The sequence below is a fragment of the Marinilactibacillus piezotolerans genome, from assembly GCF_900169305.1.
Lineage (GTDB): Bacteria > Bacillota > Bacilli > Lactobacillales > Carnobacteriaceae_A > Marinilactibacillus > Marinilactibacillus piezotolerans_A.
The window spans coordinates 323781-349402 of sequence record NZ_FWDP01000003.1; the positions used below are offsets into that span (position 1 = coordinate 323781).

The window sequence follows — 25622 nt, forward strand, 5'->3', positions numbered from 1 at the left end:
CCCTTTCTAATGAGTATCCTATTTGAATTCAAGTCCTTTAGATGTTTTTTCAATTAAACGATCAGCTATATAAAGAAAAATCGGTAATCCAAAAAATACTACGATCATGGATAAAATGGTTCCTTGCGCTAAAAGCAATCCGATTTGGGCAGGGACTTGATTAGTCGAAAAGGCACCGAATAAAAATCCTGCAGCTGTCATGATCGTACCAGAGACGATAATACTTTCCCCCGACTTTTCAATAGCAGATAATAAAGCAGCTTTCTTATTTAATAAACGGCGCTCCTCCAGATATCGGTCAGTTAATAAAACCGCATAATCAACAGTGGCACCTAATTGAACCGAGCTGAGAATCAGGTAAGCAATGTAAAAGAGTGTGCTGCCTCTAAAGTAAGGCAAGCCCAAATTGATCCAGATAGCAGACTGGATACTCAATACGAGGATTGCCGGTAAAGTAAGTGACTTGAAAGCAAATAAGATAACAATCAAAATCCCTATAATAGAAGCAGCATTAACGATCTGCTGGTCTGAATTAATCACATCTTTCAGATCGTATGTTGACACACTATCACCAGCCAATAAATAATCCTCGCCGAACTGAGCTTGAGCTTTTTGGTTGATTGAATCAATCAACGCAAAGGTCTCTTTGCTTTCAGCTGGCAAGTCAGATTCGATGGCAATCCTGCTGTAATGAGGTGATTGAAGCAGCTCTCTTGTTTTTTCGGGAACGTACTGAATCGGAACAGTCCAACCCACTTCGTTGGAATATGCTTGCACATTTGTCAGGTGATCAAAGTCAGACAAGTCATTCAGCAGCGCTTTTTCTTTTGCTTCATCTTTATTCGGAATCATCAGCGCCATGACATTGGTATGACCAAAAGTTTCATCAACGGCAGCTTTTTCCTGCATGACTGTATTATTTTCGGATAGCCACATTGAACTGCCGTAATAAAAGTTATTTTGATGCTGTGCCATAAAAAATATTCCAGATGAAATAATGATCAAAGGAAAAGTAATATAGCGGACTCGATAAACTAGGTTTGCCAGTGGTTTCAAAGAAGGGATAAAGGAGCGATGTGTCGTCTTCTCTAAAACATTGGCGCTCATCAGGGTAATCGCCGGCAGGAAGATGAATACCGCTAGCAAACTTAAAATAACCCCTTTTGCTAAAACGATTCCCATATCAGCTCCAATCCCGAATTTCATCAGAATCAAAGCAGCAAATCCAATAACCGTCGTCAAACCGCTGGATAAAACAGACCCTAAAGACTGCGTAAGAGCTTTGACCATGGCTTCTTCTTGAACGATTCCTTCCCTTCGATATTCTTCATAGCGATGCAGCAGAAAGATTGAATAATCAATGGAAACCCCTAACTGTAAGATTGGAAAAGCATTACTGGTAACAAAAGAAATTTCTCCTAAAAAAATATTGGTACCGGCATTAATCAAAATAGCCAATCCTATAGTTCCGAGAATCAAAACAGGTTCGATCCAAGCAGATGTAAAGAACAGCAAAATCAGAAAAGCGATCAGAACGGCAAATCCTATAGTGGTATATAAATCTTTGGAAGTGTGTTGATCCAGTTCGTAATCCTGCACCAGCGTTCCTTCTAATTGACCTTCGTCTCCAGCAATCGTTCGGATCTCTTCGATCAAGGTATATTGATCTGTTGTGTCGGTCGTATCAACAGAAATAGTAAAGAGTGCTTTCCCGTTTAAATAGTAATCAGCTACGGCGGTCTGATCCATTTGTTCTAGTGGTTTTTCTATGTTTTCTACGTCGTCGAGCCATTCAATAGAAGATACGTTATCTAGTGCCGCTAGTTCAGCTTTCATTTCTTCTGCTTCGTTCAAGCCGATCTTTTCAGTCATGAGACGAATCGTTGAAGGCTGCTGAGGAAATTCCTCTTCCATCGTATGAATAGCTTGGGTTGAAGGAGAAGAGCTGGGCAGGTAATCTACCATATCGTGATTAACTCCTACAAAAGGGGCTGAAAAAGCGGCCAAAATTCCCAGAAAAGCAAATACAAAGACGATGACTTTTCGGTGATAGACAATGGTTCTAAAAATACGTTCTTTCAACATGTTCTGTTTCTCTCCCATTCATTTGACAACTGTTCAAATTTAAACTACTGTTCATTATAATAAGTAAAGAAAAAAGTACAATTCACATATTGAGACAGATTGTTGGAATTTATACAGAATGAATAGAAGTGTTGAAAGTGGGAGCGCCATCATGAAAAAAAACCGCAGTGTTCAAAAAACTAAAAGAATTTTGAAGCAGACTCTCATTGATCTTTTGAAAGATCAATCCATTCATCAAGTCAAAGTAAAGGAGCTGACAGAACGGGCAGAAGTCAATAGAGGAACTTTTTATTTTCACTATTCAGACATATATGATCTGCTGTATGAGATTGAAGATGATGTTTTTCAAGAACTGGAAAGTGTATTTGATCAGTTCGATAAGGAAGGGCATAGTACAACAGAGGGATCATTATTAGAAGTGCTGTTTGAAGGTCTGACAGAAAAGAGAGAGATTATTTATATATTATTAGGACCAAACGGAAGCCGGTCGTTTTCTTCTCGAATTGACGGCTGGATCGATTATCATTCAAGAAATATTCTGCAGAGTGCCTTTCCGCAGGTAGATGCAGATTACCATCGGTTAGTTTCGGCTTTTCTGATCCGAGGCGTGATCGGAACATTTAAGACTTGGTATGAAACTGGACAGAAACAAACGTACAAAGAATTGGCCGAGATCATAGAAAAAATTATTGGTCCCAAGCCTTATAGCTGATATTGTTTAACGTAAAACAGCTGCACCCCATTTTGACAGGGTGCAGCTATCTGATTAATAATATAAATTAACTTCTTACTTCTTGCCGAAACCGCCAAGCCCGCCTAAATCAATACCGCTGAAGGATTGTTTAGCTGTATTGATCAGTTCATCCCGTTCATTCTTATCGATTTTTCCATCTGAATGAGCTTGTTTAACCTCGTTTACCAACTGTCCGACTTTGTCTTTGTCTACATTTTGAATCTGTTGTTTTAGTTGATCAAATTTTTGACTCATCGTCTATCCATCCTTTCTCAGCGTTTTTTGTATGTTTACACTTTATGAAAAATGGTCGGATCATGCAAGTAAGAGAACTCGACTCTATAATTTTCTTCTGCCGAACTTTATGATTCTTTTAAGCAAATTCAAGTTGATGTTGCCGACAACTTGCTTAGCTGTTGCATTCAGTTCATGTTTAAATAATTTAATTGTTGAATTTAATTTAAATTATCTCTGATTTTATATTTTCTGTTAAAAAGAGACTTGTTAGGATGTTTACTATGTTTTTGTTTGCTTTTTTTAGGCTTGGATAGTATGATGTTTTCAATCGGAATATCGTTTAGACAGACGAATAGTATTGTAAAAGTCTATGAGCAGAAAGAGTAGGTACATCCACTTTATTGAAGCGAGTTCGGGGCAGTGCAAGCCGGATATAAAGCATGTATTGAATGGATCTGTAAGACGAGGTGCGACGAGATTAGCATACTCCGGAGGCCCGCCGTTAAAAGGGATAGGATATCGGCAGTGTATGCCCGTATCTGAAAAGAGATAAATTTACATTTAGTGGCATAACGGGTAGACACTCGTCCTAATAGGACTGGGTGTTTTTTTGATTTTAAGGCAATTAAAAATTTCCCAATATGTTCTGTATGTATATTTAATATGGGTGGCACCGCGAGTCACTTCGTCCCATTGTTAATGGATGAAGTGGCTCTTTTTGTCGTCAAAAGATATTCCGAAGCCAACTTTAAAGGAAGGACACAGCTTAGAAAGTTGTTAAGGCAAACAGCGAAAACCACAATCAAATTAAGAAAGGATGCAGTAAAATGACAAAAGAAAACTTTGGATCATTCGGTGGTCAGTTCGTTCCGGAACCTATTCAGACCGCATTAAAGGAATTGGAAACAGCGTACGATGAAGCTAGACAAGACGAAAGCTTCATGAAAGAATATCAGCATTATCTGAAAGATTACAGCGGGCGCGAAACGCCGTTGTTTTATGCAAAAGGCCTGACCGAAAAGCTGGGCGGAGCTAAAATTTACTTAAAAAGAGAAGATTTGAACCATACGGGTGCGCATAAACTCAATAATGTAATCGGCCAAATTCTATTAGCTAGACGAATGGGGAAAAAACGGATCATAGCTGAGACAGGAGCAGGGCAGCATGGTGTGGCTACAGCGACAGTGGCAGCAATGTTCCAGATGGAATGCGAGATTTTTATGGGTGAAGAAGACATGGAACGACAAGCGTTGAATGTTTTCCGTATGAGAGTGCTGGGTGCTAAAGTAACTGCAGCAACTCATGGTCAGCGGACACTCAGTGAAGCAGTAGATGCTGCATTTGAGAATTGGGTTGAAACACTTGAGGACACTTTTTATGTCGTAGGTTCAGTGGTAGGACCGCATCCTTATCCGACGATGGTCAGAGATTTCCAAAGAGTGATTGGAGATGAAGCCAGAAGACAGATTTTAGAAAAAGAAGGCCGTCTTCCGGATTATGTAATAGCCTGTGTCGGCGGCGGAAGTAATGCCATGGGGATCTTTTACCCGTTTGTAGAAGACCAAGAAGTGAAGTTGATTGGTGTAGAAGCAGCAGGGAAAGGATTAGAAACTACAGAACATGCTGCAACGATTACAAAAGGTTCAGTAGGGGTAGTTCATGGTATGAAGACGATTGTGCTGAAAGATGATCAAGAACAAATTATGCCGGTCTACTCTATTTCACCAGGCTTAGATTATCCGGGCGTTGGACCGGAACACGCTTATCTAAAAGATATCAAACGAGCAGAATACGTGTCCGCAACAGATGAAGAAGCCATTCAAGCCTTTTTAGAATTATCGAAAATGGAAGGGATCATACCTGCTATTGAGAGTTCACATGCAGTAGCACATTTACTAAAATTAGCACCAACCTTATCGCAAGACCATGTAATCATTGTCAATATTTCCGGACGAGGAGATAAAGATATGAATGTCATTGCAAAATTGCAAGGGTATGACGTTTAAACATATAACAAAAAAAGCTCCTTTTCTATAGAAGGAATCATATGAACCAGGATGAGGAATCGGCTGATTTTCATCCTGGTTTTTGCTTATTTGGACAAATGTTAAAAAAATCATTCTTGTTATTGGGCAGTAAGGGGTGAGTTGGTGTAGAATTAGCTTACACGATGATCGTATTATCATAAAATAAACCAGCCTTTGCATGATCACAGAAAAGGAGAATGGAAATGGATGCAATTGAACATGATTATATGAAAACAAATGGAATCACACTGCATGTAGCCAAGCAAGGTCCGAAAGATGGCAAACTAGTGATTTTACTCCATGGATTTCCAGAATTCTGGTATGGATGGCATCGACAAATGAAAGATTTAGCAGGCAGAGGATTTCGAGTATGGGCACCGGATCAGCGCGGATATAATTTGAGTGATAAGCCAGAAGAAGTTAAAGATTATAAAATCAACCTGTTGGTGAAAGATATTGTTGGACTGATCCGTCAGTCAGGACGAGAAAAAGTATATCTTGTTGGTCACGACTGGGGCGGCATTGTAGCGTGGAAAGCAGCAGGAGACTATCCGGAGTTGATTGAGAAGCTGGTCATTTTAAATGCTCCGCATCAATCAGCTATGAGCAGTCATGTAATGAAGCATCCTTCACAATTACTGAAGAGTTCGTACATTCTATTTTTCCAGCTGCGAGAAATTCCTGAAGAACTAATCAGTCATTCAGATTGGGAATATGCTGCTCAAGCACTGAAAAGCACCAGTCGAGAAGGAACATTCAGTCAAGAAGACTTAGAGCAGTACCAAAAGGCCTGGTCGCAGTCCAATGCTATGGAGTCTATGATCAACTGGTACCGGGCTAACGTGACCAGTTTGATGGATTTAGACGGTGCTTCAAGGGTCGTTGTACCGACTTATATTATCTGGGGAATGAAAGATCAGTTTTTAGGGAAAGAACTTGCGGCTAAAAGTCTGGAATACTGTGCTGATGGTCGAGGCATACTGCTCGGGGAAGCAACGCACTGGGTGCAGCATGAAGCTCCCGAACAGGTCAGTCAATTGATTGCAGCCCATTTTACAAGGTAAAGGAGAAAAAGATTGAGTAAAGATCACTCTAAAAGACTACTGGCAGGAGCGGTTTTCTTTATTGCCGCGTCTTTTGTTTATTTGGCAGCAGAAGCAATCGCTGCAAGTGCCTGGATCGATCCAGACTACGGTTACGCTTATCATTATATCAGTGACCTCGGTGTATCGGAACGAATGACAATAGATGACCGATCAGTCTATTCACCGCTTGCATTTGTGATGAATACTGGATTTATACTATACGGATTTTTATCGGCGAGTGCTTATGTTTGTATGTTACCCCTTTTAAAAAAGCGGGTAAGATGGCTGCTGATTTTATTTGCGGTTAATCAAGGAATAGGAAATATGCTCGTCGGTCTTTTTCCCGGCGAATCTTATGATTATGCCAGCATGCATATTTTAGGAGCCGGTATGGCGATTATTGGCGGCAATGTTACGCTGATTCTTTTTGGATTTGCACTTCGAAATCACCAGATTTCTGCAATCATCAAAGGAATAGCAATGACTTTAGGCAATATCGGGTTGATCGCATTGGTCATTATGCTGACCAATGATTTTGGATACCCGGCAGTGTTCGAACGACTATCTGTTTATACGATGACAATATGGAATCTGATTTTCGGCACTTGGTGGATCGTAAAGCAGTATCATCAAAAAGCTGTTCACTAGTGGAACGGCTTTTTGTATCAAGGTATATTATTTTTAAAATTCTAACGTTCATTCTAGCCTTCGTTTCATCAAACAAAATTCTTTTTGGCAAATTAAAAAGCATCAGTTTTACATCTAGGAAAAAAGTGTAAAATTAATACTCAAATAAAATCACTCTTTTCCCTGTACAGATGGGAAAAGAGTGATTTTGACTTAATAATATTTCTCAACAAAGTCTTCAATCGGCAGTTTGAGATCCTCATAGCGTTCTTCCAACTCTTCGCGGCTCCAGTCCCACCATTTGATAGTTAACAGTTTTTCCTGGATATCTTTCGGGAAGCGTTCTTTGAGAGGTTTTGCCGGAATACCGCCAACAATCGTATAAGGGGGAATATCTTTAGTCACAACAGCACCTGCACCAATGACGGCGCCATCTCCTACTGTTACACCGGCTTGAATGGTCACGCCATGTCCGATCCAGACATCGTTGCCGACAGTTGTGACTTTCTGCCGTCTCCTTTCTAGGAACTGGGTATCTTTGTTGGGGAATCCGTAGCCGTCACCATTATAGGCGAAGAGATGCTGAGAAGGGCGTTCATACGGGTGATTGGTGGGTCCAATACGCACCATATCAGCGATACTTGCAAAGCGGCCGATCACGGAATTCTGTACATAGCAGTAGCTTCCTGTATAGCTGTATCCGCCGATCGCTGAGTTATCAATGCTGTTTTGTTCACCGATCTCAACATATTCTCCAAAAGTCGTATCTTTGATCTGGCTTTGCTTTCCGATCACGGGACGATCAGGATATAATTTTATCGTTTCAATATGCATTCTAAACACCCTCTCAAAACTTTTACTTTAGTGTAACCAATGATAGAATGAAATGTAAAGTGCAAAATAACGGGAATCAAAATTACCGTTACATTATATAGGAGGCGATAAAGTGTACGACATCAAAGTGATCGATTCTTTTTCTAAAAAGCAGCTTTCCAGATTGAAACATGCAAAAGCCTTTGTACGAGAGACAGACAGACCGCACGGCATTATGGTAAGAAGTTCTGTAGTGCCCGATGAACTGATCACGGAGGATCTGCTGGTGATTTCAAGGTCTGGTGTAGGTGTTAACACGATCAATGTACAGTCCTCTACAGAGCAGGGGGTAGCGGTACTGAACACACCTGGCGTCAATGCCAATGCAGTAAAAGAAGCTGTCCTAAGCTCGCTTTTTTCAGCGGTCCGACCGATTATGCCAGCTGCTGAAATGGTCCAGACATTAAATGGTCCAGATATTCTGGCTCAGGCAGAAGCAAGACGAGATGAGTTTATTGGAAGAGAGCTGCAAGGAAAAATCCTGGGTGTCATCGGATTAGGGTCGATCGGAACCCAGATTGCCAGAAGCTGCTATGATCTTGGGATGGAAGTCTTGGGCTATGCCAGAAGAGATCTAGACTTGGATTATGTTGAACAAGTAGATCTGGATGAACTGCTGCGTCAATCTCATTTCATCGTGATCGCTCTGCCGCTGACAGAAGAAACAAAAGGACTGCTTTCAGAAGACCGGTTGCGCCAAGTCAAAAAAGGGGCGTACCTGTTCAACTTTGGAAGAGGCCCTATTGTAGATACAACAGGTATGCTCGCTGCTTTAAATGAGGAAATTATTGACGGGTATTACACAGATTTCCCGGAAGAATCTTATTTGGGCCATGAAAAAGTCATGATGCTGCCGCATATTGGCGGAAATACTCAGGAAGCTTTGGAAGGCGGAGAAAGGCTGGCGAGAAAAGCACTAAGTGATTTCTTGCTATACGGAACGGTTAGAGACTCCGTTAATTTCCCTCCTGCTAGACAGCTGTTTCATTCTCCGTACCGAATGACCGTATTCTACGAGGAAACGTTGGATGCTTTCACAGACATTATGAAGGTACTTCATTACTATGATTTGAAAATGGGAGATATGACCAGCAATCGTAAAAATGAATTTGCCTATATGCTGATTGATTTGGAAGAGTCGATAGACAAGATAGAGGCGGCCGTTGAAGAAATTAGAAAAATGACCACAGTTAAGCGAGTACGTATCTTGAAAAGGCCGCATTATAAAAAAAGAAAGAGAGCTAAGAAAACAAGAACATCATAGTTAATGCAAAAAGGGACTGACTTTCTATGTGAAAGTCGGTCCCTTTTTTATACTGGACGAAGCTGCTGTTTTGTATTTTTTGCTTTATTCTATTTTACTTCGCCAATCGGCATTAAGGATTTTCCGTATAATTCGTTGATGACTTGTGCAAGTCCAGCGTAGATCGCTGAGAATCCGCAGAAGATACCTTCATAACCTGCAATGGTGATAATCATTTCTGATCCAGTAAAGTCTCCAAGAGCTAACAAGAAGAATAACAATGCTAATGTACCGAATACGACTTGAAGCGCACGGTTGATTCTAAATGTTCCAATAAATAAGACCAGTGTGAATAGTCCCCACATAAACAAGTAAGCTGCCATGGCTTCTGGAGAAGTTGGTTCGCCTAATCCCATCATCGGTAATAAATTCAATGCTGCAAATGATAGCCAAAACAATCCATATGATGTGAACGCAGTTGTACCAAACGTATTATTTTTCTTCCATTCCAATACACCGGCAATAACTTGTGCAATACCCCCGTAGAAAATACCCATTGCAATGATCATTGGATTAATTGGGAAAAATCCAGCGTTATGGATATTCAACAATACTGTCGTCATCCCAAACCCTAATAAACCAAGTGGTGCAGGGTTGGCAGTTAATTGATTGATCATGACTGTCTTCCCGTCTAAATTATGATTGCTCATTTTTGCTCTCCTTTTATTCATCATTGTCATGTTTGCACACGCGATTCCAATTATACAGCAGAGCAAAGGCAATTCAATCAAAAAATGAGAAGAAAAAAAGACAATTTCTGTTAAAGCAATAAGCTTTCATTGAATTATTTTCAAAAAATAACGAAGCATTATTCGGAAAGTGTTTCATAGGCTAATTTAGAAATGATTTTGTGGTGATCTGAGTAGGTTTCTAATAATTCTGCTTGAGTAAAAAGCTTGAAATCTGAGAAATCAAAACCTGGTATAACGGTACAACTGACTAACGCATAGCCTTCTTCAACAGTAGAGCCGAAAATTGTTCCAGCAGGTACGTTGTGATGCAGCTGTTCTTCGTTTACTCTGGACAACCCTAATTTTGTTTGGCTATAAGAACCATCACCGTGAAGAGAGTGGACCGTCAGCGGATTTCCATCATGGAAAAACCATAGTTCATCAGAAGTCAGTTGATGAAAATGGGAAGGACTGTCCTCAGTCAATAAAAAATAAATATTGGTATAAAGTGGAAAGTCTTTTTCGGTTTTTGAATAAGTCTGAGAACTGACATCCGTCTGAACAAAAAAGCCGCCTTCCGGATGAGGCTGCAAGTTCAGTTCAGTGATCCATTGTCTTGCTGTTTTCATAATCTCTGTTCCTCCTTAGAACAAGTCTGAACGCTTTTTTTGCAAGTCAGTTATTCTTCCAGAATAGAAAGGAGAATCCACATCTTCATCCACAACGCTGAATAAATGATTCTCTAAATCAAAAAAGTTGAAAGATTTTATCCCGTTGAAGTTTTCGATTGCAGTGACACTGACATTATGACGTACAAAATGCTGATGAGCAGCTTCGATATTTTCAACTACAAAGTTGTAATAAACATTTCTCTGAGGGACCTGCGTCTGAAACTCTGTAGTCTGTGAGGAATCTGTTTTGATCAAAGTCAATTGTGTGGTTCCTGATTCCAAATACATACCAATACCCGTTTCCCAGCTTCCAATTTTTTTCGCGCCCAGGACAGTTTTGTACCAATCAGCTGATTGCTCAAGATCCGTAACAGGAATAAAGATACTGGCTATTTTAAACATAGCAGCCTCCTAAAAAGATATTTAGCAATATCATAATTTACGAATTTGTCTTCGCCAACTTCTGTTGAGTTAAAATTTATGATTGAAAGATGCTAAGGTTTTAAAATAGCATGTAACAGGGTTGTTTTCATGCTAAACTAGAGAAAAGTTTAAAACAAAGAGGCCAGATAATGAATCCATTTTTCAAGCTTATACTCAAACTGATGTCGTCTCCTAGAATCGATATTCAAGAAGACTATCAGGGAATCAGAAAATTTCAACGCTTCTTTTACGGTACACCAAGAAATTCTTATCGCGTTCTGGATGATCAGATTTGTTCAGAAGATGGATCACATGAAATCGACGTAAGGATATTTCAGCCGAAAAAGCTGCTGCATAGTGAACCGATTCTATATATTCATGGCGGTGGCTGGGTCATTGGAGATATCGATTCTTATACAAAAGCTTGCATGAATCTGGCAGATGCTCTTGGTCGGGAAGTTTATTCAATTGACTACCGATTAGCGCCGGAGCATCCTTATCCTGCAGGGCTGAATGACTGTTTCCGTGCAGCTGAGGGATTGCTGGAAAGGCTGCAGTTTATCGATCCGAATAATCTTTCGAAATGGATCATTATGGGCGATTCTGCAGGAGGGAATCTGGCAGCCGCAGTATCTCTTTTATTAAGAGATAAAGGATTGACCGTGCCTTATAAACAAGTTTTACTATATCCTGTAACTTATTGGGATCATTCTGAAGAGTCGCCATTTGCCTCTATTCGAGAGAATGGATATGACTATGGATTAACGATTGCTAAGATTCAAAGTTATATGGAACTTTACGTGCCAGATGAAGCAGAAAGAAAAAAAGCGAATGTAGCACCTCTGATGGCAGAGGATTTAAGCAATCAGCCAGAAACACTGGTCATCACAGCGGAATTCGATCCCCTTAGAGATGAAGGAGAAGCTTACGCCAGCGCTTTGTTCAAAGCAGGCAATAAAGTTCGCTTGCATCGAATCAATAACGCCGTACACGGCTTTATTACGTACCCGAAATTTGCGACACCACTGGATGAAGCTTACCGAATCATAGATGATTTTTTAACGCGGACATAATAAGAATAGATGAAAAGAGAAAGAGGGGTGAAGTAGATGGAGAGAAAAAAATGGATCAGACTCGACAATGCTTCAAACATCTTCCTTGCAGCGAAAAACGCTATCGATACAAAGGTCTTCCGGTTAAGTGCCGAGCTGGATCAGAACGTTAATCCAAGGATTCTCCAGCGTGCTTTGAATCTGGTTTATGATCAGTATGCCCTTTATCACAGCGTGCTCAGAAGAGGCTTGTTCTGGTATTATCTAGAGGAAAGTGATCTGCGCCCAGTAGTCAGACCGGAAACCGGGCCACCTTGTTCACCAATTTATCATTTTGACCGGAAAGAATTGCTTTTCAGAGTTTTGTATCATGAGAATCGGGTCCACTTGGAAGTTTTTCATGCCTTATCTGATGGAACTGGAGCGCTCTGGTTTTTTGAAGACCTGATTTCAGAATATATCGCGCTGCAGTACCTTGAACCCGAAACGACTGAAAAAGAGTCAGAACAAAAAAGAGGTGCTGATCAGTCCGAAGATAGTTTCGCACGCTATTTCAGAAAAAGTCGTCAGAAAAACTTTGCTAAAGCGGCACTGTCAGCACTGGAAAAAATTTACTTAGATAGAGAAAAGGACAGCAGCATAGAAGTCAATATACAGGAAGCATCAGAAAATGAGAGAACACGTGAACTGAAAACAGATGAAAAGCCGCATGTATATCGTATCAGAGGGAATCGAACCCCAGATAACCGAATGCGAGTAATCGAGCTGGAGCTGACATTGAAAAAAGTGCTGAGTCTGGCAAAATTGCATCAAGTATCTCTGACGGTTTATCTGATTGCTCTATATATTCTAGCTGTCTATCAAACAAAGGAAAAAAGTTCTTCTCAAACGACGATTACGATTTCGGTTCCGGTCAATCTCAGACAGTTTTTCCCTTCTCAGTCTGCTCGGAACTTTTTTACGACGACACATCTGGCAATAACGTTTAATGAGGGAGCAGAACCAGATCTTTTAGAAATCTGTAAAGATTTATCAAATCAATTAAAAGAGCAGACAAATCCAGAATACCTGGAAGAAAAGGTCAATCGATTTATATCATTTGAGTTGAATCCTTTTATTAGAGTAACGTTTCGGCCTTTGAAAGATTTAATTTTAAAACTAATCAATCTATCTAACAATCGAAATGTAACGGTGGCTATGTCGAATTTAGGGAAAGCGAGTTTTCCGAATGAAGTAAAGCCTTATATCCAAGGAGTCTATTTTCATACATCTGCTATACGTCCGCAGTTCTGTATGATCAGTCATGAAAATTCTTTGACGCTGAGCTTTACAACGCCTTTTGTAGAAACAGTTATTCAAAGAAGATTTATAGAATTACTGACAGAGCAGTCTATAGACGTCGTAGTTGGAACAAATAGAGTGACCAAAGAAGAGCTAGAGGGGTGGACAGAATGAAGCAGTGCAGAAAGTGTCAGGCAAAAATCAAAGGCGACTGGATTGATTGTCCTCTTTGCCAGACGGTTTTAGCTGAACCCGAAAAAGCGGAAACTGAACAGAGTCCTTTTCCGGTCGTCCCCTTACGGTTTAATAGAGAAAGAGTGACGACATTACTTTCGCTGGTCTCTGTTTTGATTATTGTACTGTACTTTATTGTTCAATGGTTCTGGTCCTTTCAGATATTTGGACTGGATTATATTCTGTTTGGCATTATGAGTATGTGGATGGTCGTATTGATCATCATCCGTAAAAGACGGAATATAACAAAAGGAATCGTCTACCTCATTTTGTTTTTGTCTGGAATCAGTTTGTACTTTGATTATTCGAATGGATGGTCGGCCTGGTCTATCACCTATTCTATTCCCATCATTTGTACTTCGGCACTGATTGCGATGTTTCTAGCGATCCAAGTCGTTCGTTTAGATGCAGAAGACTATGTACTATACCTGCAGGCTGCTGCCTTATTAGGATTTATTCCATTGATTTTTCTATTACTCGACTGGACGACGATTGCTTTACCTAGTTGGATCTCTTTTGCGACAAGTACAATTATGTTCTGGTCTGTAGTCCTATTACATGGAAAAAAGATTATGGGAGCGTTGAGAAAAATATCAGATGTATAATGATTTTAAAATAAAGCATTTAAAAATAAAGGGAGTCTTGAGATGAATAAAATAATGAACGTATTAGGCATTGCGGGTGTGGTTGCCGTGAGTAGTTTTCTTGGAACTACCCTGTTTAAAGCAGGAAAATTAAAGTCAAAGCAGCCAAAGCCACAAGCAAGACAAACAGTAGACTGGGACGAAGAGAAAGGGTTGGATCATTTTTCTGAAGCCTTGAAAATCAAAACCGTCTCCTATGAACAGAAAGAACAGATTCAATATCATGAGTTTGATCGATTTCTAGGGTTTTTAGAAAGAGCCTATCCACACGTACACAAAAACCTTTCATTAGAAAAAATCAATGAGTACGCGCTGGTTTATAAATGGAAAGGAACAGATTCCAAATCACTGCCGATTGGCTTGATCAGTCATTATGATGTGGTGCCGGTACCTGAGGAAACCATTAAAAATTGGACGAAAGATCCATTCAGCGGTGCAGTCCATGAAAATATTATCTGGGGAAGAGGAACGCTGGATGATAAGATCGGTGTGATTGGTATTCTGGAAGCAGCAGAAGCGCTGTTGAAGAAAGGATTCCAACCAACTAGAGACCTTTATCTTATGTTTGGATTCGATGAAGAGATTGGTGGAGAATTAGGCGCTAAATCTATTGTAGAAATTCTAAAGAAAAGAAATATTCAGTTTGACTTTGTCTTGGATGAAGGTGGCGCGATCATCGATGGAATGCTGCCGGGAGTAGATAAACCAGTAGGCGTGATCGGAGTATCTGAAAAAGGGATTGCAACAGTTGAATTATCGCTTGAAGGCAGCGGCGGGCACGCATCGCAACCGAAAAATCAGACGAACATTGGCAGAATCAGCAAAGCAATCGCTGCACTAGAGAAAAGACAGTTTCCTGCACGTCTGCAAGAGCCGACGACATCATTACTAGAATATGCAGCTCCTGAAATGACAGGGATCATGAAGTACATTGTGGCTAATCAAAAACTGTTTAAACCGATTTTAGAAAAGACATTAGTCAAGAATCCAACAATGGCAGCATTACTTAGAACTACAATTGCGCCAACTGTGTTTCTATCCGGTGAAAAAATCAATGTATTACCAGAATCGGCTACTGCGACAATCAATTTACGTTTGATGCCAGGAGATTCACTTGAATATGTCCGACAGTTCATTGAAGAAACAATTCAGGATGAAGAGATTCAAGTCACGATATCCGGCAGTGAAGCAACCAAGGTCTCCGACGTAACGGGGTGGCAGTTCGAAGCAATCCAACAAGCAACTAAAAATATCTATCCAGAAACGATCGTGACCCCGTATCTGATGTTTGCAGGTTCTGATGCGCGTTACTATGATCAAATCGCTGATTACACTTTCAGGTTCCTGCCAGCTCATATCACATCAAAAGATCTGAATCGCATACATGGGACAAATGAACAAATCAGCGTAGAAAATTACCATAATGTCGTTTACTTCTATCTGGAATTAATGAATCGTTTATAAATAATCAAAGTGCTGAGATTTCTCAGCCTTTTTTTATTTTACTCTTTTAAGTCTCGAACGATGGTTTCAAGAATAGAATTTAACTCATCTTCTGCAGTCAGCGTCTTTTCATTCAATAATGGGATATAATCTTTCTCATTCCACCAGCGCCGCATTGCCTCTTCACCAAACTCATTGACCTTATCTCGAAGCTGATGACGACGCACCGTTTCTTCGAAAGGAATATCAAAGTAATAGGTCAAAACAGGCGATTCACATAGTTGCATCACTTGCTCAAACATGTCAGCATACCACTCGCGTTTGAAAATACCTTCTACAATAATATAGGGACAAACCGTTCGACCGTAGCGAACCATCTCTATGATCATTGGAATAATCAAGGTTTCCGGACCATCAGGTGTACGCATGATCTCCCTTCTGATCACATCTTGAGAAATCAGCAATGTATTCCGTCCCAGCCTCTCTTGCAGCGCCTTAGCCGTTGATGTCTTCCCGCTCCCTGAATTTCCTCTTAAAATGATGAGCTGTGCCATGTTGACCCTCCTAATTACTATAAATCCTTTTATGCTATTTTCTCAGTAACGGTAGCTTTTGTATAGAGCTAAATGAATTTGCTAGAGGAAGTATTCGAATTATCCAGACACACTATCATTATGGGGATCAATTGGAAGACCGATCAAAAGCAGATCAGTTAATTTCAAAGTCTGAATTTAAAGAGGTAATAGAAGCGAGAGGATATAATCAATTCAGTTTAGGGAAGCTGTACGAGATAGATGTTACAGACTTTCAAAAAGTGGATTATGGAGGATTGCTCAAGCGGTTATCAAATGAAATTCGTTAAATAGCATAATGCCAAAAAAGATTTTATCGTAACAAAGATAAAATCTTTTTTGGCATTTCATTTTGTAACTATTTAAAGTAAACTTATATATAATAAGATCAATAAACCATAGTGAAAAAAAGGGAAAGATTAATTAGAAGATTGATCAGCTGAATGGAAAAATCTACAGAGTGGATGCTGTGCCAAGCGACACTATCTACATACTGGTGAAAAAATAGTAAGGTAGGTTAGAGGATGTTAGATAAAAGAATTTTATATTTTTTGGCCGTTGTAGAAGAAGGTTCATTTTCTGCAGCCGGTAAAGCTCATTATATTACTCAATCCGCTATCAGCCAACAGGTTGCTTCTTTAGAGAATGATCTGTCGATCCCTTTGTTTGATCGAACTTTCTATAAACCGAAACTGACACAAGCAGGAGAACAGTATTACGCCTTCTGTAAAGAGGTTTTGTATAAAGAGGTAGAAATCTTAAATGAGATGTACAAAGTTTCTCATGCAGAAGAAGCTGTCTTGCATATCGGAATTACCGGACCTTTGGAATCCAAACATTTACCAAGCATCATTTCTTTGTATGAAGAAATGTACCCTCGAAAAGTGATCAAAATCAGTAAATGTACTTTTTCTTCAGGAGCTGAGCGATTGCTATCTGGTGAGTTGGATGTAGCATTTGGGATATTGAATGATTTGTCTGTGCATTCTACCCTTGCAGCAACACCGCTCATAGATCATAAAGTTTGTGTAATCTGCTCGCCGAATCACCCGCTTGCTCATAAACAAAGCGTCGTTTCAAAAGAACTGCAGGGAGAAAAGGTTATTTCGTTGTCAAAAGAAGCGGGCCCGAACTTTTACGCAGACTTTATGCGCTCATTCAAAGAGGATGGGTTTACACCAAACATTGTGAAGTATGTTGACAATTTGGAAGAAATGGTCTTAAATGTACGACTGAATCGAGGGGTTGCCTGGATCAGCAAAGAAGTCATCCAAGAGACGGATAAAGTGCATGTACTGGATATCGTAGATTCTCACCATCATGCTACATTTGCTATAGGGAGAAGAAGACGGAACCTCAGAGAAGATGTGAAAGGATTTATTGAATTATGTAAAGACTACTTTGCGACACTGGACACTATTAGCTGAACTAAAAGAGAGTATTAGAATTTACTCTCTTTTATTACATATTGAAAGTGGTATACTGAGTTTGTAATATTGATAAAACAATCACAAACTAATCTAAAGGGAGCCGATCAGTATGACAAAATATATTGTAACAGGTGTAGATGGAAACTTCGGAGGATATGTTGCAGAACATATTACTAGTTTAACAGATAAGGAAAACTTGATTTTTACTTGTCCGTTTGAAGCTGGATTGGAGAAATTCAAAGCAGAAGGTTTCGACACACGCGTAGCAAACTTCAATCACCCTGAAACACTGGAAGAAGCTTTTAAAGGCGGAGACGCATTACTGATTATTTCAGCACCGTTTGTCGGAAAGAAAAGACAACAAGCACATAAAAATGCTGTAGATGCAGCAAAAAAAGCCGGCGTCAGCAGAATCCTATATACATCATTAGTCAATGCTCAAGATCCTGAAAACCCAAGTGTAGAAAAAGTCGATCATGCTGTAACAGAACAGTATATCGAGCAATCTGGACTAGATTATGTCTTTTTAAGAAATTCACAGTATGCAGAAGCAATGATTACGATTTACTTTACCTCTGCTGATAGCGACGGAGTGCTAGCGAACAATGCCGGCGATGGCCAAATGCCGTTTATCTCAAGAAGAGATTGCGCAAAAGCAGCTATGCATGCACTAGTCAACGATGAACTGAAAAATACAATCTTAAATATCAATGGTCCAGAATCTATGACGATGAGCGAATTTGTTGCAATCGGAAATGAGCAGACTGGACGAAAGGTTACTTATAAAGCAACAACAGACGAAGAAAATTACGAAGTCTTTGACGCATTAGGTGTTCCGCGTACAACAGATGGCGACTTCCAAGACGATTCTCCAGCTCCATATTCAAGTGAAGGTATGGTTACTTTCGGCCAAGCGATTCGCGAAGGCAAACTGTCTACTTTCACAGATGATTTTGAAAAACTAGTTGGTGAAAAACCAAGAACCGTTGCGCACATGTTTGCACATGCAGACGAATACCAAGTAGGTCGCAGAAATTCTACAGATGACTAACTAACTCATTTTTAAAAATCTAACACTTTGCACAAAGAGATTGGCTTTTGTGCAAAGTGTTTTTTCATTAGTTAACCTTCTTTAAAAAATGTTGGAGGAAAGAAAATGGCCATTGTCTTAAGACTGGATCGGGTTATGGCCGATCGTAAAATTTCGCTAAAAGAACTATCTGAAAGAGTCGGCATCGCAAACGTTAATCTATCAAAAATCAAAACGGGAAAAGTCAGTGCCGTAAGATTTTCAACACTAAATGCGCTTTGTACGGTGCTGGAATGTCAGCCGGGAGATATATTAGAATTTGTTCCCGATGAAGGATCAGAATAGTTAAAGAAAATGCCCCCTAGCTGACTACTTTTGGGGGCATTTTTTTGAACGAAAAACCGCGGTATGTTACCATTAAGTAACGGAAATGTTATCGAAAATCTATATAGTATAACTTGTTATTTCAAGAAGTCGGTTTTATGTTGAACTTTCGACAACAAATAGTTTTGATGCTCTATTGTATTTATATACATCTGTATTGTTAAGGGAACTATTTGACTTCGCTTTTTCATTAAGATTTGAAATGAGTCCAAAATGCAGACTTGTGTCACCTAAATGAGCTTAATTTATCTGCTATAAAAAATTCTTGCTTAGTCAGGAATTTATCCAACTCTGATTCAATAGATAAATGTTTATAGATTCTGTAAATAGAGTTTGAGGATCTCGGACAATCAGGAGGGAAAATAATGAAACATAAATTAGCAGGAATCGTTATAATCAGTTCAATTGTCGCATTGTTAACAGGCTGCGAAAACGAGTTGCCGGAGGATGCAAGTTTTGGACAAAAAGTTAATTACACGATTACAGGAATTGAACCTGGAGCGGGGGTCACAGAGCAATCCAGACAAGCCTTGGAGACTTATGAGAATCTTGAAGGGTGGACTTTGCTGGAAAGTTCAACGGCTGGGATGACGACTGAGTTGGATCAAGCCATCAAGCAAGAAGAGCCAATCATTATTACAGGGTGGACACCAAACTGGATTTTTGAGCGCTATGACTTGAAGATTTTAGAAGACCCGCAAAATGCCTTTGGTGAAGGCGATGATATTTACTCTTTTGCCCGCCAGGGACTAGAAGAAGATAAGCCCAGTGCATACACAGTTCTCGATCGTTTTGCTTGGGAAATAGATGATATGCAGGCGATTGTAAATGATATACAAACGACACCGATTGATGAAGCTGTACAAGAGTGGATAGACAGTAATCAGGATCAAGTGGATGTATGGACTGAAGGTGTAGAACCGGTCGATGATGAAAGCTTTGAATTGATTACAACGCCTTACGATACAGAACGTGTATCTGCAGAGATTGTCAGAACTGCGCTAGAACAAGTAGGGTATGATGTGAATGTGACGACAGTTGACCCGGCAATCATGTATCAAGCGTTAGCTGCCGGAGAAGCAGACGGATCGGTTGCTCCTTGGTTGCCAGTCACCCATGGATATTTTGTTGATGAATTTGGCGATCAGCTCGTTAATCTAGGAGTCAATCTAGAAGGAGCCGTTACAGGATTAGTTGTCCCTTCTTATATAGAAGAAATTGACTCGATTGCTGACTTAGAACCGGCACCAAATACAGAAAATTAAAATTCTAATTAAATTCTAATTTTTATGCAATGGCGAAGAATGTTTCTCCTAGAGAGATTGTTCTTCGCTGTTTTTTTGATGCAAAATTTTAATTGAGAACTGTTTATAAATTTATAATGTTCGTATTTAACTCTAGAAGGTCATAGGGTTTAATAGCAGTAACAAACAATATCTATAACATAATAAATATGTATACCAATATAATAGAATGAGTTCGAAATGTGTTTTTAAAAATTTCGAAAATAACAAGTTATAACATGCTGATAAGGAGAAAATATCGATTTCAAGAGGATCAGCTTTGAAACCATTTCGAGGTTATGTTAACCTAATATGTGGGTCTGCTATTCATAAAAAATGTATATATGTAATCATTGCGTAAAGAAAATAATCTTTCAAAACCGATAAATTAGATCTTTATTTTTTAAGCAATTGAATTTATGCGTTTTTAAAATGGAATATGCAGAGATATGCACATGTATCAATAGGAGACTAAGAATGATTTGCTCTAGGTCTGATGGAAATTTATAAATGTAATCAGTAAACGTGAGATATAAATACACAGGAATAATGATTGCGATTGATTTTAATCGTTAGATAAATATACCACTGAATAGACGGATTAAAGTTAAAAACACAGATTATAGAAAGTGAACATTCGAAAGCAAATCATTACCGGCTTATATCCCAAGATACTTTGTAAGCAGCTCAGAATAATAGGAGGAAAAATAAAAGTATGAAGAAGTTTAAAACAACAGGACTAGTAATGGCAGGATCAGCAGCAATGATTTTAGCGGGATGCAGCGATGACACTGCCAACGAAGGAGCAAATGGTGAAACAAACATTGGCGAAGCAGTAGAGTATACGATTACGGGTATCGAACCTGGTGCTGGAATTACTGGACAAGCAACGAATATGTTAGAAGACTATGAAAATCTTGCGGGATGGGAATTAGAGACTAGTTCTACAGCAGGTATGATGACAGAATTAGAACAAGCGATTCAGAATGAAGAACCGATTATTGTGACTGGATGGACGCCTCACTGGATGTTTGAAAGATACGACTTAAAAATGTTAGAAGATCCGGAGCTTTCTTTTGGAGAAGGAGACGATATCCATACGATCACTCGTGAAGGACTAGAGCAAGACATGCCTGAAGCGAATGCTGTTTTAGATGCATTTAACTGGTCAGTAGAAGAAATGCAAGTCGTCATTGAAGAAGGTCAAGATATTGACATGGAAGAAGCTGCTGCTAACTGGGTAGAAGAAAATCAAGACCAAGTGGACAGCTGGCTTGAAGGGGTAGAACCAGTTGATGATGTATCAATTGATATTATCTCTGTTCCTTGGGATTCTGAACGTGCTTCTGCTAATGTCATCAGTTTGGCACTAGAACAAATTGGATATGATGTAACGATTACGGATGTTGATCCATCTATCTTATTCCAGGCAGTTGGAAACGGTGAAGCAGATGCGAGTGTTGCGCCATGGTTGCCAAATACACATGGAGCATTTATGGATGAATATGGAGAATCGATTGTAGACTTAGGTCCAAATGCTGAAGGAACGATGAATGCATTAGTTGTACCAGAATATATGGACGTTGAGTCAATTGAAGATCTGCCAGCAGCTGAGTAAAAATATAAGATAAGGGTACAATATTCTTAGCGAATAGATATACCTGATGCTTAACGGTAAATTAAATAGCTGTGAAGAGTTCTTGCTTACAAAGAGAACCTTCACAGTTTTTTATTGAAAATTTGATTTTTAAGAAAATGACAGAGGAAAAATCAGGGGGATATAAATAATATGAATAAAAGAATGTCTGGAATTTTAATGGCGGGAACTGTTGCAATGGTCTTAGCAGGTTGCAGTGATGAAGGCGCGGAAGCGGACTCGGGAGAGGGTAATTTAGGAGAGCAGCTGAATTATACGATTACCGGTACAGAACCTGGTGCTGGATTGACGCAAATGGCTAAAGATACTATCGAAACTTATGATAATTTAGAAGGTTGGACATTGTTAGAAAGTTCTGCAGCAGGGATGCTTACTGAACTGGATCAAGCTATTCAAAATGAAGAACCGATCGTGATAACAGCATGGGCGCCTCATTGGAAGTTTGAAGAGTATGATATTAAATTTTTGGAAGATCCTGAGCTGACATTTGGTAAGGAAGAAAGTATTTACACCATTGCAAGAAAAGGCTTGAAAGAAGAGCTTTCGGGTGCTTATACGATTGCTGATCGCTTTAACTGGACCGTTGAAGATATGCAAAGTGTTATGTTGGAAGCTAGAGATATCCCTTTTGAAGAAGCAGCGCAAAACTGGATTGATGAAAATCAGAACAAAGTAGCTGAATGGACTGAAGGTACGGAACAGGGGAACGGCGAGGCGATTACGTTAGTCTCTACACCATGGGATACGGAACGCTCTTCTGCAAATGTGATGAAACAGATTTTAGATAATCAGGGATACAATACTAAAATCACCAGTGTAGATCCTTCTGTTATGTTTCAAGCGATTGCTACAGGAGAAGGAGACATTAGTCTAGCACCTTGGCTGCCGGGTTCTCATGGAGCCTTTTATGAAGAGTATAAAGAAGATATCGTAGATTTGGGTGTGAACCTAGAAGGTGCTCGCAGCGGAATTGCGGTACCGACTTATATGGACATTGATTCTATTGAAGATCTGCCAGCGATGGAGTAGTATCATTGATTAGCTGAAAGAACAAAAAAGATCTTTTAAATAGAATAATAGTGAGAGAGGATATTTATGTAACGCCTCTCTCACTATTTTTTTGTCAAATATGTCATAGAATGTTCTTAATGCATTGAGAAAAAAATACAAATTGTTAAGCTATAGTAAAAATAAAAATCTGTACGAGGTAAAACTATGCGTGCACAATTATTACCGACAATTTCTATTACAGTTGTCTCTGGAGTCTTGAATGTTTATCTTTTTATTTATGTTTATCAAAAAAGAAAGTTGTATAAAAGTGTTTCTACATATTTTTTAGCTTATGTATGTTCAATAGCCCTCTATTGCTTCGGTACAGCATTCAGCATGCTGGCAACAGATCTGCAAGAACTGAAATGGTGGACAGTAGTCATTTACTTAGGGTTGCCGTTTACTTCTCCTCTGGGATTACTGTTTATCATGCGTTATCTGGGAATAGAGATAAAAAAGACTTTTATTGCAGGATTGTTGGTGATTCCAATCATTACGGTCGTGCTTGTTGCGACAAACGATTTCCATCATTTATACTACAGAGTATTTACTATCGATCCTGACTTAGGTGCACCTTTTCTCTATCAAGAAATCGGTGTCTGGTACTTAGTGCAGGGATTGTCACCTTTTCTTGTATGTTTGTACCGTTTATTTTGCTGCCTTCTAAGTATAAAGAGATATCAGAACAATATCGTCCACAGATTTTTGCGCTGATGTTTGGACAGTTCGTTCCTATGTTAACGGCTTTTATCTATTTGATCGGAGTGACCCCTGAAGGGGTAGACTTTGTTCCGATGGTGTTGTGGCTTTCTTCCGTTTTGTACTGGTGGGCAATCAGTTCATCAAGACTATTCAGTATTATGCCGATTGCCAAAGACGTCATTTTCAATAGCATTGATGATGCTGTTAGGGTATTAGATGAGTCGCTGAGACTAGTAGAAATTAATGAGGCATGCAAAATGTATTTTCCGCAATGGCATCGTGCCCATTTGGGAACGGCAGTACAGTAGATTTGGGAAATGACCTTTTCTACACCCTTTGCAATTCAGACAGGAACATCAGAAGTTACATTGCAATCGGATGAAGACAGAATTTTTCAAGTTCTGATGTCTACCTTGAATCCATTACAAAAGACAAAAGCTTATCTGGTTTTGTTCACTGAGATAACGGAGATCAAACGACTGCATCAATTGTTGGAACATTAGGATTACTATGATGAGGTGACTCAAATTTATAATCGCAGAGCATTTTTACAGCAGTGTGAAGCTGATTATTAGGAATCCATAAAAGAGTCTCATCCTAGATCAGTGCTGATAATGAATGTTGATTATTTTAAAAAGGTCAATGATCATTATGGACATCACATAGGGGATCGGTTTTTGGAACATGTGGTTGAATTATGTCAGCAGCATTTAACGCAGGGAGAATTGTTCGCCAGATATGGCGGAGAAGAATTTGTCATATCCATCAAAAACTGTACTCACCAAAACGCCGAAGAAATAGCGAATAGGATTCGCAGCTATGTAGGAAAAACACCTCTTCTCACAGTAGAAGGTGAAGTCAGCGTTACCTTAATTCTGGGAATCGCAGAAGCAACCAGACAAGTGGGTGAAACTGTCTCGAAACTACTGAACAAAGCAGACAAAGCTTTATACCAAGCAAAAGCTTCGGGAAGAAATCGAGTATGCATTTATCGTGAGGAAAGTGAACTAAACTAATTCATCTTGTTTGGAAATTTTTCATAATCCATCTATGATGGAAAGGAAGGTTTTAAGAGAAAGGATGAGTAAAAATGAATTGGCTGCTTTATATTATAGGATTTGTAATTATTATATTTACCATTGTAGATTTGATTTGGACAACCCTCTGGGTAGACGGCGGAGCGGGTCCTTTGTCGAAGGGGTTGGCAAATACAATTTGGAAGTTTTTCAATAAACTGGGACAGAAGAATCCTGAATATTTTGATTTTATTGGTCCAGTTACACTGACGATGACACTGATCAGCTGGTCAGTCTTGATTTGGTTAGGGTTTGCTATTTTCTTCTCTGGAGACCCGACCTCTATTACCAATACTTCCTCACCGGATTCTCCGATCAGATGGTACGAACAGCTTTACTACACAGGATTCACGCTTTTTACTTTAGGAGTAGGGGATTATTCTCCCAAAGCCGGGTTCTGGCAAATTGTTACGACGCTGAATTCAGCTATCGGTATTCTTTTTTTAACGCTGTGTGCGTCTTACATTATTTCTGTAATTGATTCGGTTGTTCAGAAGCGATCACTTGCAACTAGTATTTCGAGTTTGGGGAAAAACTGCGTGGAAATCGTGGAAAATACATGGAATGGTCGTGACTTTCATAATATCGACTTAGTGTTAGTAGATGTGTCAGCTAAAATCAGCGCCTTGACACAGCAGCATCATGCTTATCCGCTGCTGCACTTTTACCATAGTAGAAAAGCTGATGAATCAGCTTCAGTAGCAATTGCGACATTAGAAGACACTCTGATTATATTGTTATATGGTCTAAAAGAGGAAAACCTGGCGAATGATCTATTGATCAAAAGTACGAAGTCGAGCATCGGAACCTACATGGATACCTTGACGGAAGCTTTTGTGAACCCGGCAGATGAAGTACCGCCGATACCGGAGTTTTCTATTTCAGATAAAGAAGAAATGCCGTTAGTATTGGACCACGAGCTGGAGATTATTTTTCAAGAACATAGCGATCGCAGGAGGAAACTGCTGGGCGCTGTACAAATTGATCACCAGAACTGGCCAAGAAGATAACGGTCACGAAAAATATAAAAAAGGCAACGATACTTCCAT

The 25622-nt window shown here is 39.5% G+C and carries 26 protein-coding genes and 1 pseudogene; 20 read left to right on the forward strand and 7 right to left on the reverse strand.

Translation table 11 applies throughout. The features are described 5' to 3' along the window. Nucleotides 1-18: 18 nt before the first annotated feature. Nucleotides 19-2085 (reverse strand): efflux RND transporter permease subunit, encoded by a 2067-nt coding sequence (locus B6F02_RS03360; protein ID WP_179128514.1) that lies wholly within the window; start codon nucleotides 2083-2085, stop codon nucleotides 19-21. A 151-nt stretch (nucleotides 2086-2236) separates the two neighbouring features. On the opposite strand from B6F02_RS03360, the gene B6F02_RS03365 reads away from it, so the two are divergent. Continuing rightward, complete coding sequence (locus tag B6F02_RS03365) at nucleotides 2237-2797, forward strand: TetR/AcrR family transcriptional regulator (protein WP_179128515.1); 561 nt, start codon at nucleotides 2237-2239, stop codon at nucleotides 2795-2797. Between the two features lie 75 nt (nucleotides 2798-2872). Here the strand turns inward: B6F02_RS03365 and B6F02_RS03370 are convergent, their stop codons facing one another. After that, nucleotides 2873-3073, reverse strand: a complete 201-nt coding sequence (locus B6F02_RS03370; protein WP_080145992.1) for a hypothetical protein — start codon at nucleotides 3071-3073, stop codon at nucleotides 2873-2875. An 809-nt stretch (nucleotides 3074-3882) separates the two neighbouring features. On the opposite strand from B6F02_RS03370, the gene trpB reads away from it, so the two are divergent. The 3 genes from trpB to B6F02_RS03385 all read left to right on the forward strand — a co-directional run bounded on the left by trpB (nucleotide 3883) and on the right by B6F02_RS03385 (nucleotide 6815). Next, entirely contained in the window at nucleotides 3883-5061 is a 1179-nt protein-coding gene (gene trpB, locus B6F02_RS03375) for a tryptophan synthase subunit beta (protein ID WP_080145993.1), read from the forward strand. A 224-nt stretch (nucleotides 5062-5285) separates the two neighbouring features. Further along, nucleotides 5286-6146 carry an alpha/beta fold hydrolase gene (locus B6F02_RS03380; RefSeq protein ID WP_080145994.1) on the forward strand — a complete coding sequence of 287 codons (861 nt, stop codon included), beginning with the start codon at nucleotides 5286-5288 and terminating at the stop codon, nucleotides 6144-6146. A gap of 12 nt (nucleotides 6147-6158) precedes the next feature. Beyond that, entirely contained in the window at nucleotides 6159-6815 is a 657-nt protein-coding gene (locus B6F02_RS03385; protein ID WP_080145995.1) for a DUF998 domain-containing protein, read from the forward strand. Nucleotides 6816-7007: 192 nt separating this feature from the next. Here B6F02_RS03385 and B6F02_RS03390 read toward each other — a convergent pair whose 3' ends face one another. Beyond that, nucleotides 7008-7628, reverse strand: a complete 621-nt coding sequence (locus tag B6F02_RS03390) for a DapH/DapD/GlmU-related protein (RefSeq protein ID WP_080145996.1) — start codon at nucleotides 7626-7628, stop codon at nucleotides 7008-7010. A gap of 112 nt (nucleotides 7629-7740) precedes the next feature. On the opposite strand from B6F02_RS03390, the gene B6F02_RS03395 reads away from it, so the two are divergent. After that, a complete protein-coding gene (locus B6F02_RS03395) occupies nucleotides 7741-8931 on the forward strand; it encodes an NAD(P)-dependent oxidoreductase (protein WP_080145997.1) in 1191 nt (396 codons plus the stop codon). 89 nt (nucleotides 8932-9020) lie between these two features. On the opposite strand, the gene B6F02_RS03400 is transcribed toward B6F02_RS03395, so the two are convergent. The 3 genes from B6F02_RS03400 to B6F02_RS03410 form a co-directional block, all read right to left on the reverse strand. Further along, complete coding sequence (locus tag B6F02_RS03400; protein WP_080145998.1) at nucleotides 9021-9620, reverse strand: acetate uptake transporter; 600 nt, start codon at nucleotides 9618-9620, stop codon at nucleotides 9021-9023. A 158-nt stretch (nucleotides 9621-9778) separates the two neighbouring features. After that, a complete protein-coding gene (locus tag B6F02_RS03405; protein WP_080145999.1) occupies nucleotides 9779-10270 on the reverse strand; it encodes a cupin domain-containing protein in 492 nt (163 codons plus the stop codon). Nucleotides 10271-10285: 15 nt separating this feature from the next. Next, nucleotides 10286-10714 carry a VOC family protein gene (locus B6F02_RS03410; protein WP_080146000.1) on the reverse strand — a complete coding sequence of 143 codons (429 nt, stop codon included), beginning with the start codon at nucleotides 10712-10714 and terminating at the stop codon, nucleotides 10286-10288. A gap of 170 nt (nucleotides 10715-10884) precedes the next feature. Here B6F02_RS03410 and B6F02_RS03415 point away from each other — a divergent pair, with 170 nt between their 5' ends. The 4 genes from B6F02_RS03415 to B6F02_RS03430 are packed head-to-tail and all read left to right on the forward strand — an operon-like array spanning nucleotide 10885 to nucleotide 15410. Next, entirely contained in the window at nucleotides 10885-11808 is a 924-nt protein-coding gene (locus tag B6F02_RS03415; protein ID WP_080146001.1) for an alpha/beta hydrolase, read from the forward strand. A 36-nt stretch (nucleotides 11809-11844) separates the two neighbouring features. Then, nucleotides 11845-13242 carry a hypothetical protein gene (locus B6F02_RS03420; RefSeq protein ID WP_080146002.1) on the forward strand — a complete coding sequence of 466 codons (1398 nt, stop codon included), beginning with the start codon at nucleotides 11845-11847 and terminating at the stop codon, nucleotides 13240-13242. Continuing rightward, on the forward strand, nucleotides 13239-13907 hold the full coding sequence (locus B6F02_RS03425) for a DUF6320 domain-containing protein (protein ID WP_080146003.1): 669 nt from the start codon (nucleotides 13239-13241) through the stop codon (nucleotides 13905-13907). The genes B6F02_RS03420 and B6F02_RS03425 overlap by 4 nt, the downstream gene beginning before the upstream one ends. A gap of 42 nt (nucleotides 13908-13949) precedes the next feature. Beyond that, entirely contained in the window at nucleotides 13950-15410 is a 1461-nt protein-coding gene (locus B6F02_RS03430; protein WP_080146004.1) for a M20 family peptidase, read from the forward strand. 38 nt (nucleotides 15411-15448) lie between these two features. Here B6F02_RS03430 and B6F02_RS03435 read toward each other — a convergent pair whose 3' ends face one another. Further along, nucleotides 15449-15943, reverse strand: a complete 495-nt coding sequence (locus B6F02_RS03435) for a kinase (RefSeq protein ID WP_080146005.1) — start codon at nucleotides 15941-15943, stop codon at nucleotides 15449-15451. 131 nt (nucleotides 15944-16074) lie between these two features. On the opposite strand from B6F02_RS03435, the gene B6F02_RS11000 reads away from it, so the two are divergent. The 11 genes and pseudogenes from B6F02_RS11000 (at nucleotide 16075) to B6F02_RS03475 (ending at nucleotide 25583) form a co-directional block, all read left to right on the forward strand. Then, nucleotides 16075-16251, forward strand: a complete 177-nt coding sequence (locus tag B6F02_RS11000; RefSeq protein WP_179128516.1) for a hypothetical protein — start codon at nucleotides 16075-16077, stop codon at nucleotides 16249-16251. 234 nt (nucleotides 16252-16485) lie between these two features. Further along, nucleotides 16486-17388, forward strand: a complete 903-nt coding sequence (locus B6F02_RS03440) for a LysR family transcriptional regulator (protein ID WP_080146006.1) — start codon at nucleotides 16486-16488, stop codon at nucleotides 17386-17388. A gap of 112 nt (nucleotides 17389-17500) precedes the next feature. After that, the gene (locus B6F02_RS03445; protein WP_080146007.1) at nucleotides 17501-18442 is read left to right on the forward strand and encodes an NmrA family NAD(P)-binding protein; all 942 of its coding nucleotides are present in this window, start codon (nucleotides 17501-17503) and stop codon (nucleotides 18440-18442) included. Between the two features lie 105 nt (nucleotides 18443-18547). Further along, a complete protein-coding gene (locus B6F02_RS03450; RefSeq protein ID WP_080146008.1) occupies nucleotides 18548-18766 on the forward strand; it encodes a helix-turn-helix domain-containing protein in 219 nt (72 codons plus the stop codon). 404 nt (nucleotides 18767-19170) lie between these two features. Then, nucleotides 19171-20070, forward strand: a complete 900-nt coding sequence (locus tag B6F02_RS03455) for a glycine betaine ABC transporter substrate-binding protein (RefSeq protein WP_080146009.1) — start codon at nucleotides 19171-19173, stop codon at nucleotides 20068-20070. A gap of 733 nt (nucleotides 20071-20803) precedes the next feature. Further along, complete coding sequence (locus B6F02_RS03460) at nucleotides 20804-21706, forward strand: glycine betaine ABC transporter substrate-binding protein (RefSeq protein WP_080146010.1); 903 nt, start codon at nucleotides 20804-20806, stop codon at nucleotides 21704-21706. A 171-nt stretch (nucleotides 21707-21877) separates the two neighbouring features. Beyond that, a complete protein-coding gene (locus B6F02_RS03465; protein ID WP_080146011.1) occupies nucleotides 21878-22774 on the forward strand; it encodes a glycine betaine ABC transporter substrate-binding protein in 897 nt (298 codons plus the stop codon). Between the two features lie 186 nt (nucleotides 22775-22960). Continuing rightward, nucleotides 22961-23805: pseudogene (locus tag B6F02_RS11110) on the forward strand (histidine kinase N-terminal 7TM domain-containing protein). Between the two features lie 9 nt (nucleotides 23806-23814). After that, nucleotides 23815-24000: a hypothetical protein gene (locus tag B6F02_RS11060; RefSeq protein WP_218672160.1), complete on the forward strand. Its 186-nt coding sequence runs from the start codon at nucleotides 23815-23817 to the stop codon at nucleotides 23998-24000. 78 nt (nucleotides 24001-24078) lie between these two features. Then, complete coding sequence (locus B6F02_RS11065) at nucleotides 24079-24513, forward strand: GGDEF domain-containing protein (RefSeq protein WP_256864643.1); 435 nt, start codon at nucleotides 24079-24081, stop codon at nucleotides 24511-24513. A 74-nt stretch (nucleotides 24514-24587) separates the two neighbouring features. Further along, the gene (locus B6F02_RS03475; protein WP_080146012.1) at nucleotides 24588-25583 is read left to right on the forward strand and encodes an ion channel; all 996 of its coding nucleotides are present in this window, start codon (nucleotides 24588-24590) and stop codon (nucleotides 25581-25583) included. Nucleotides 25584-25622: the final 39 nt, after the last annotated feature.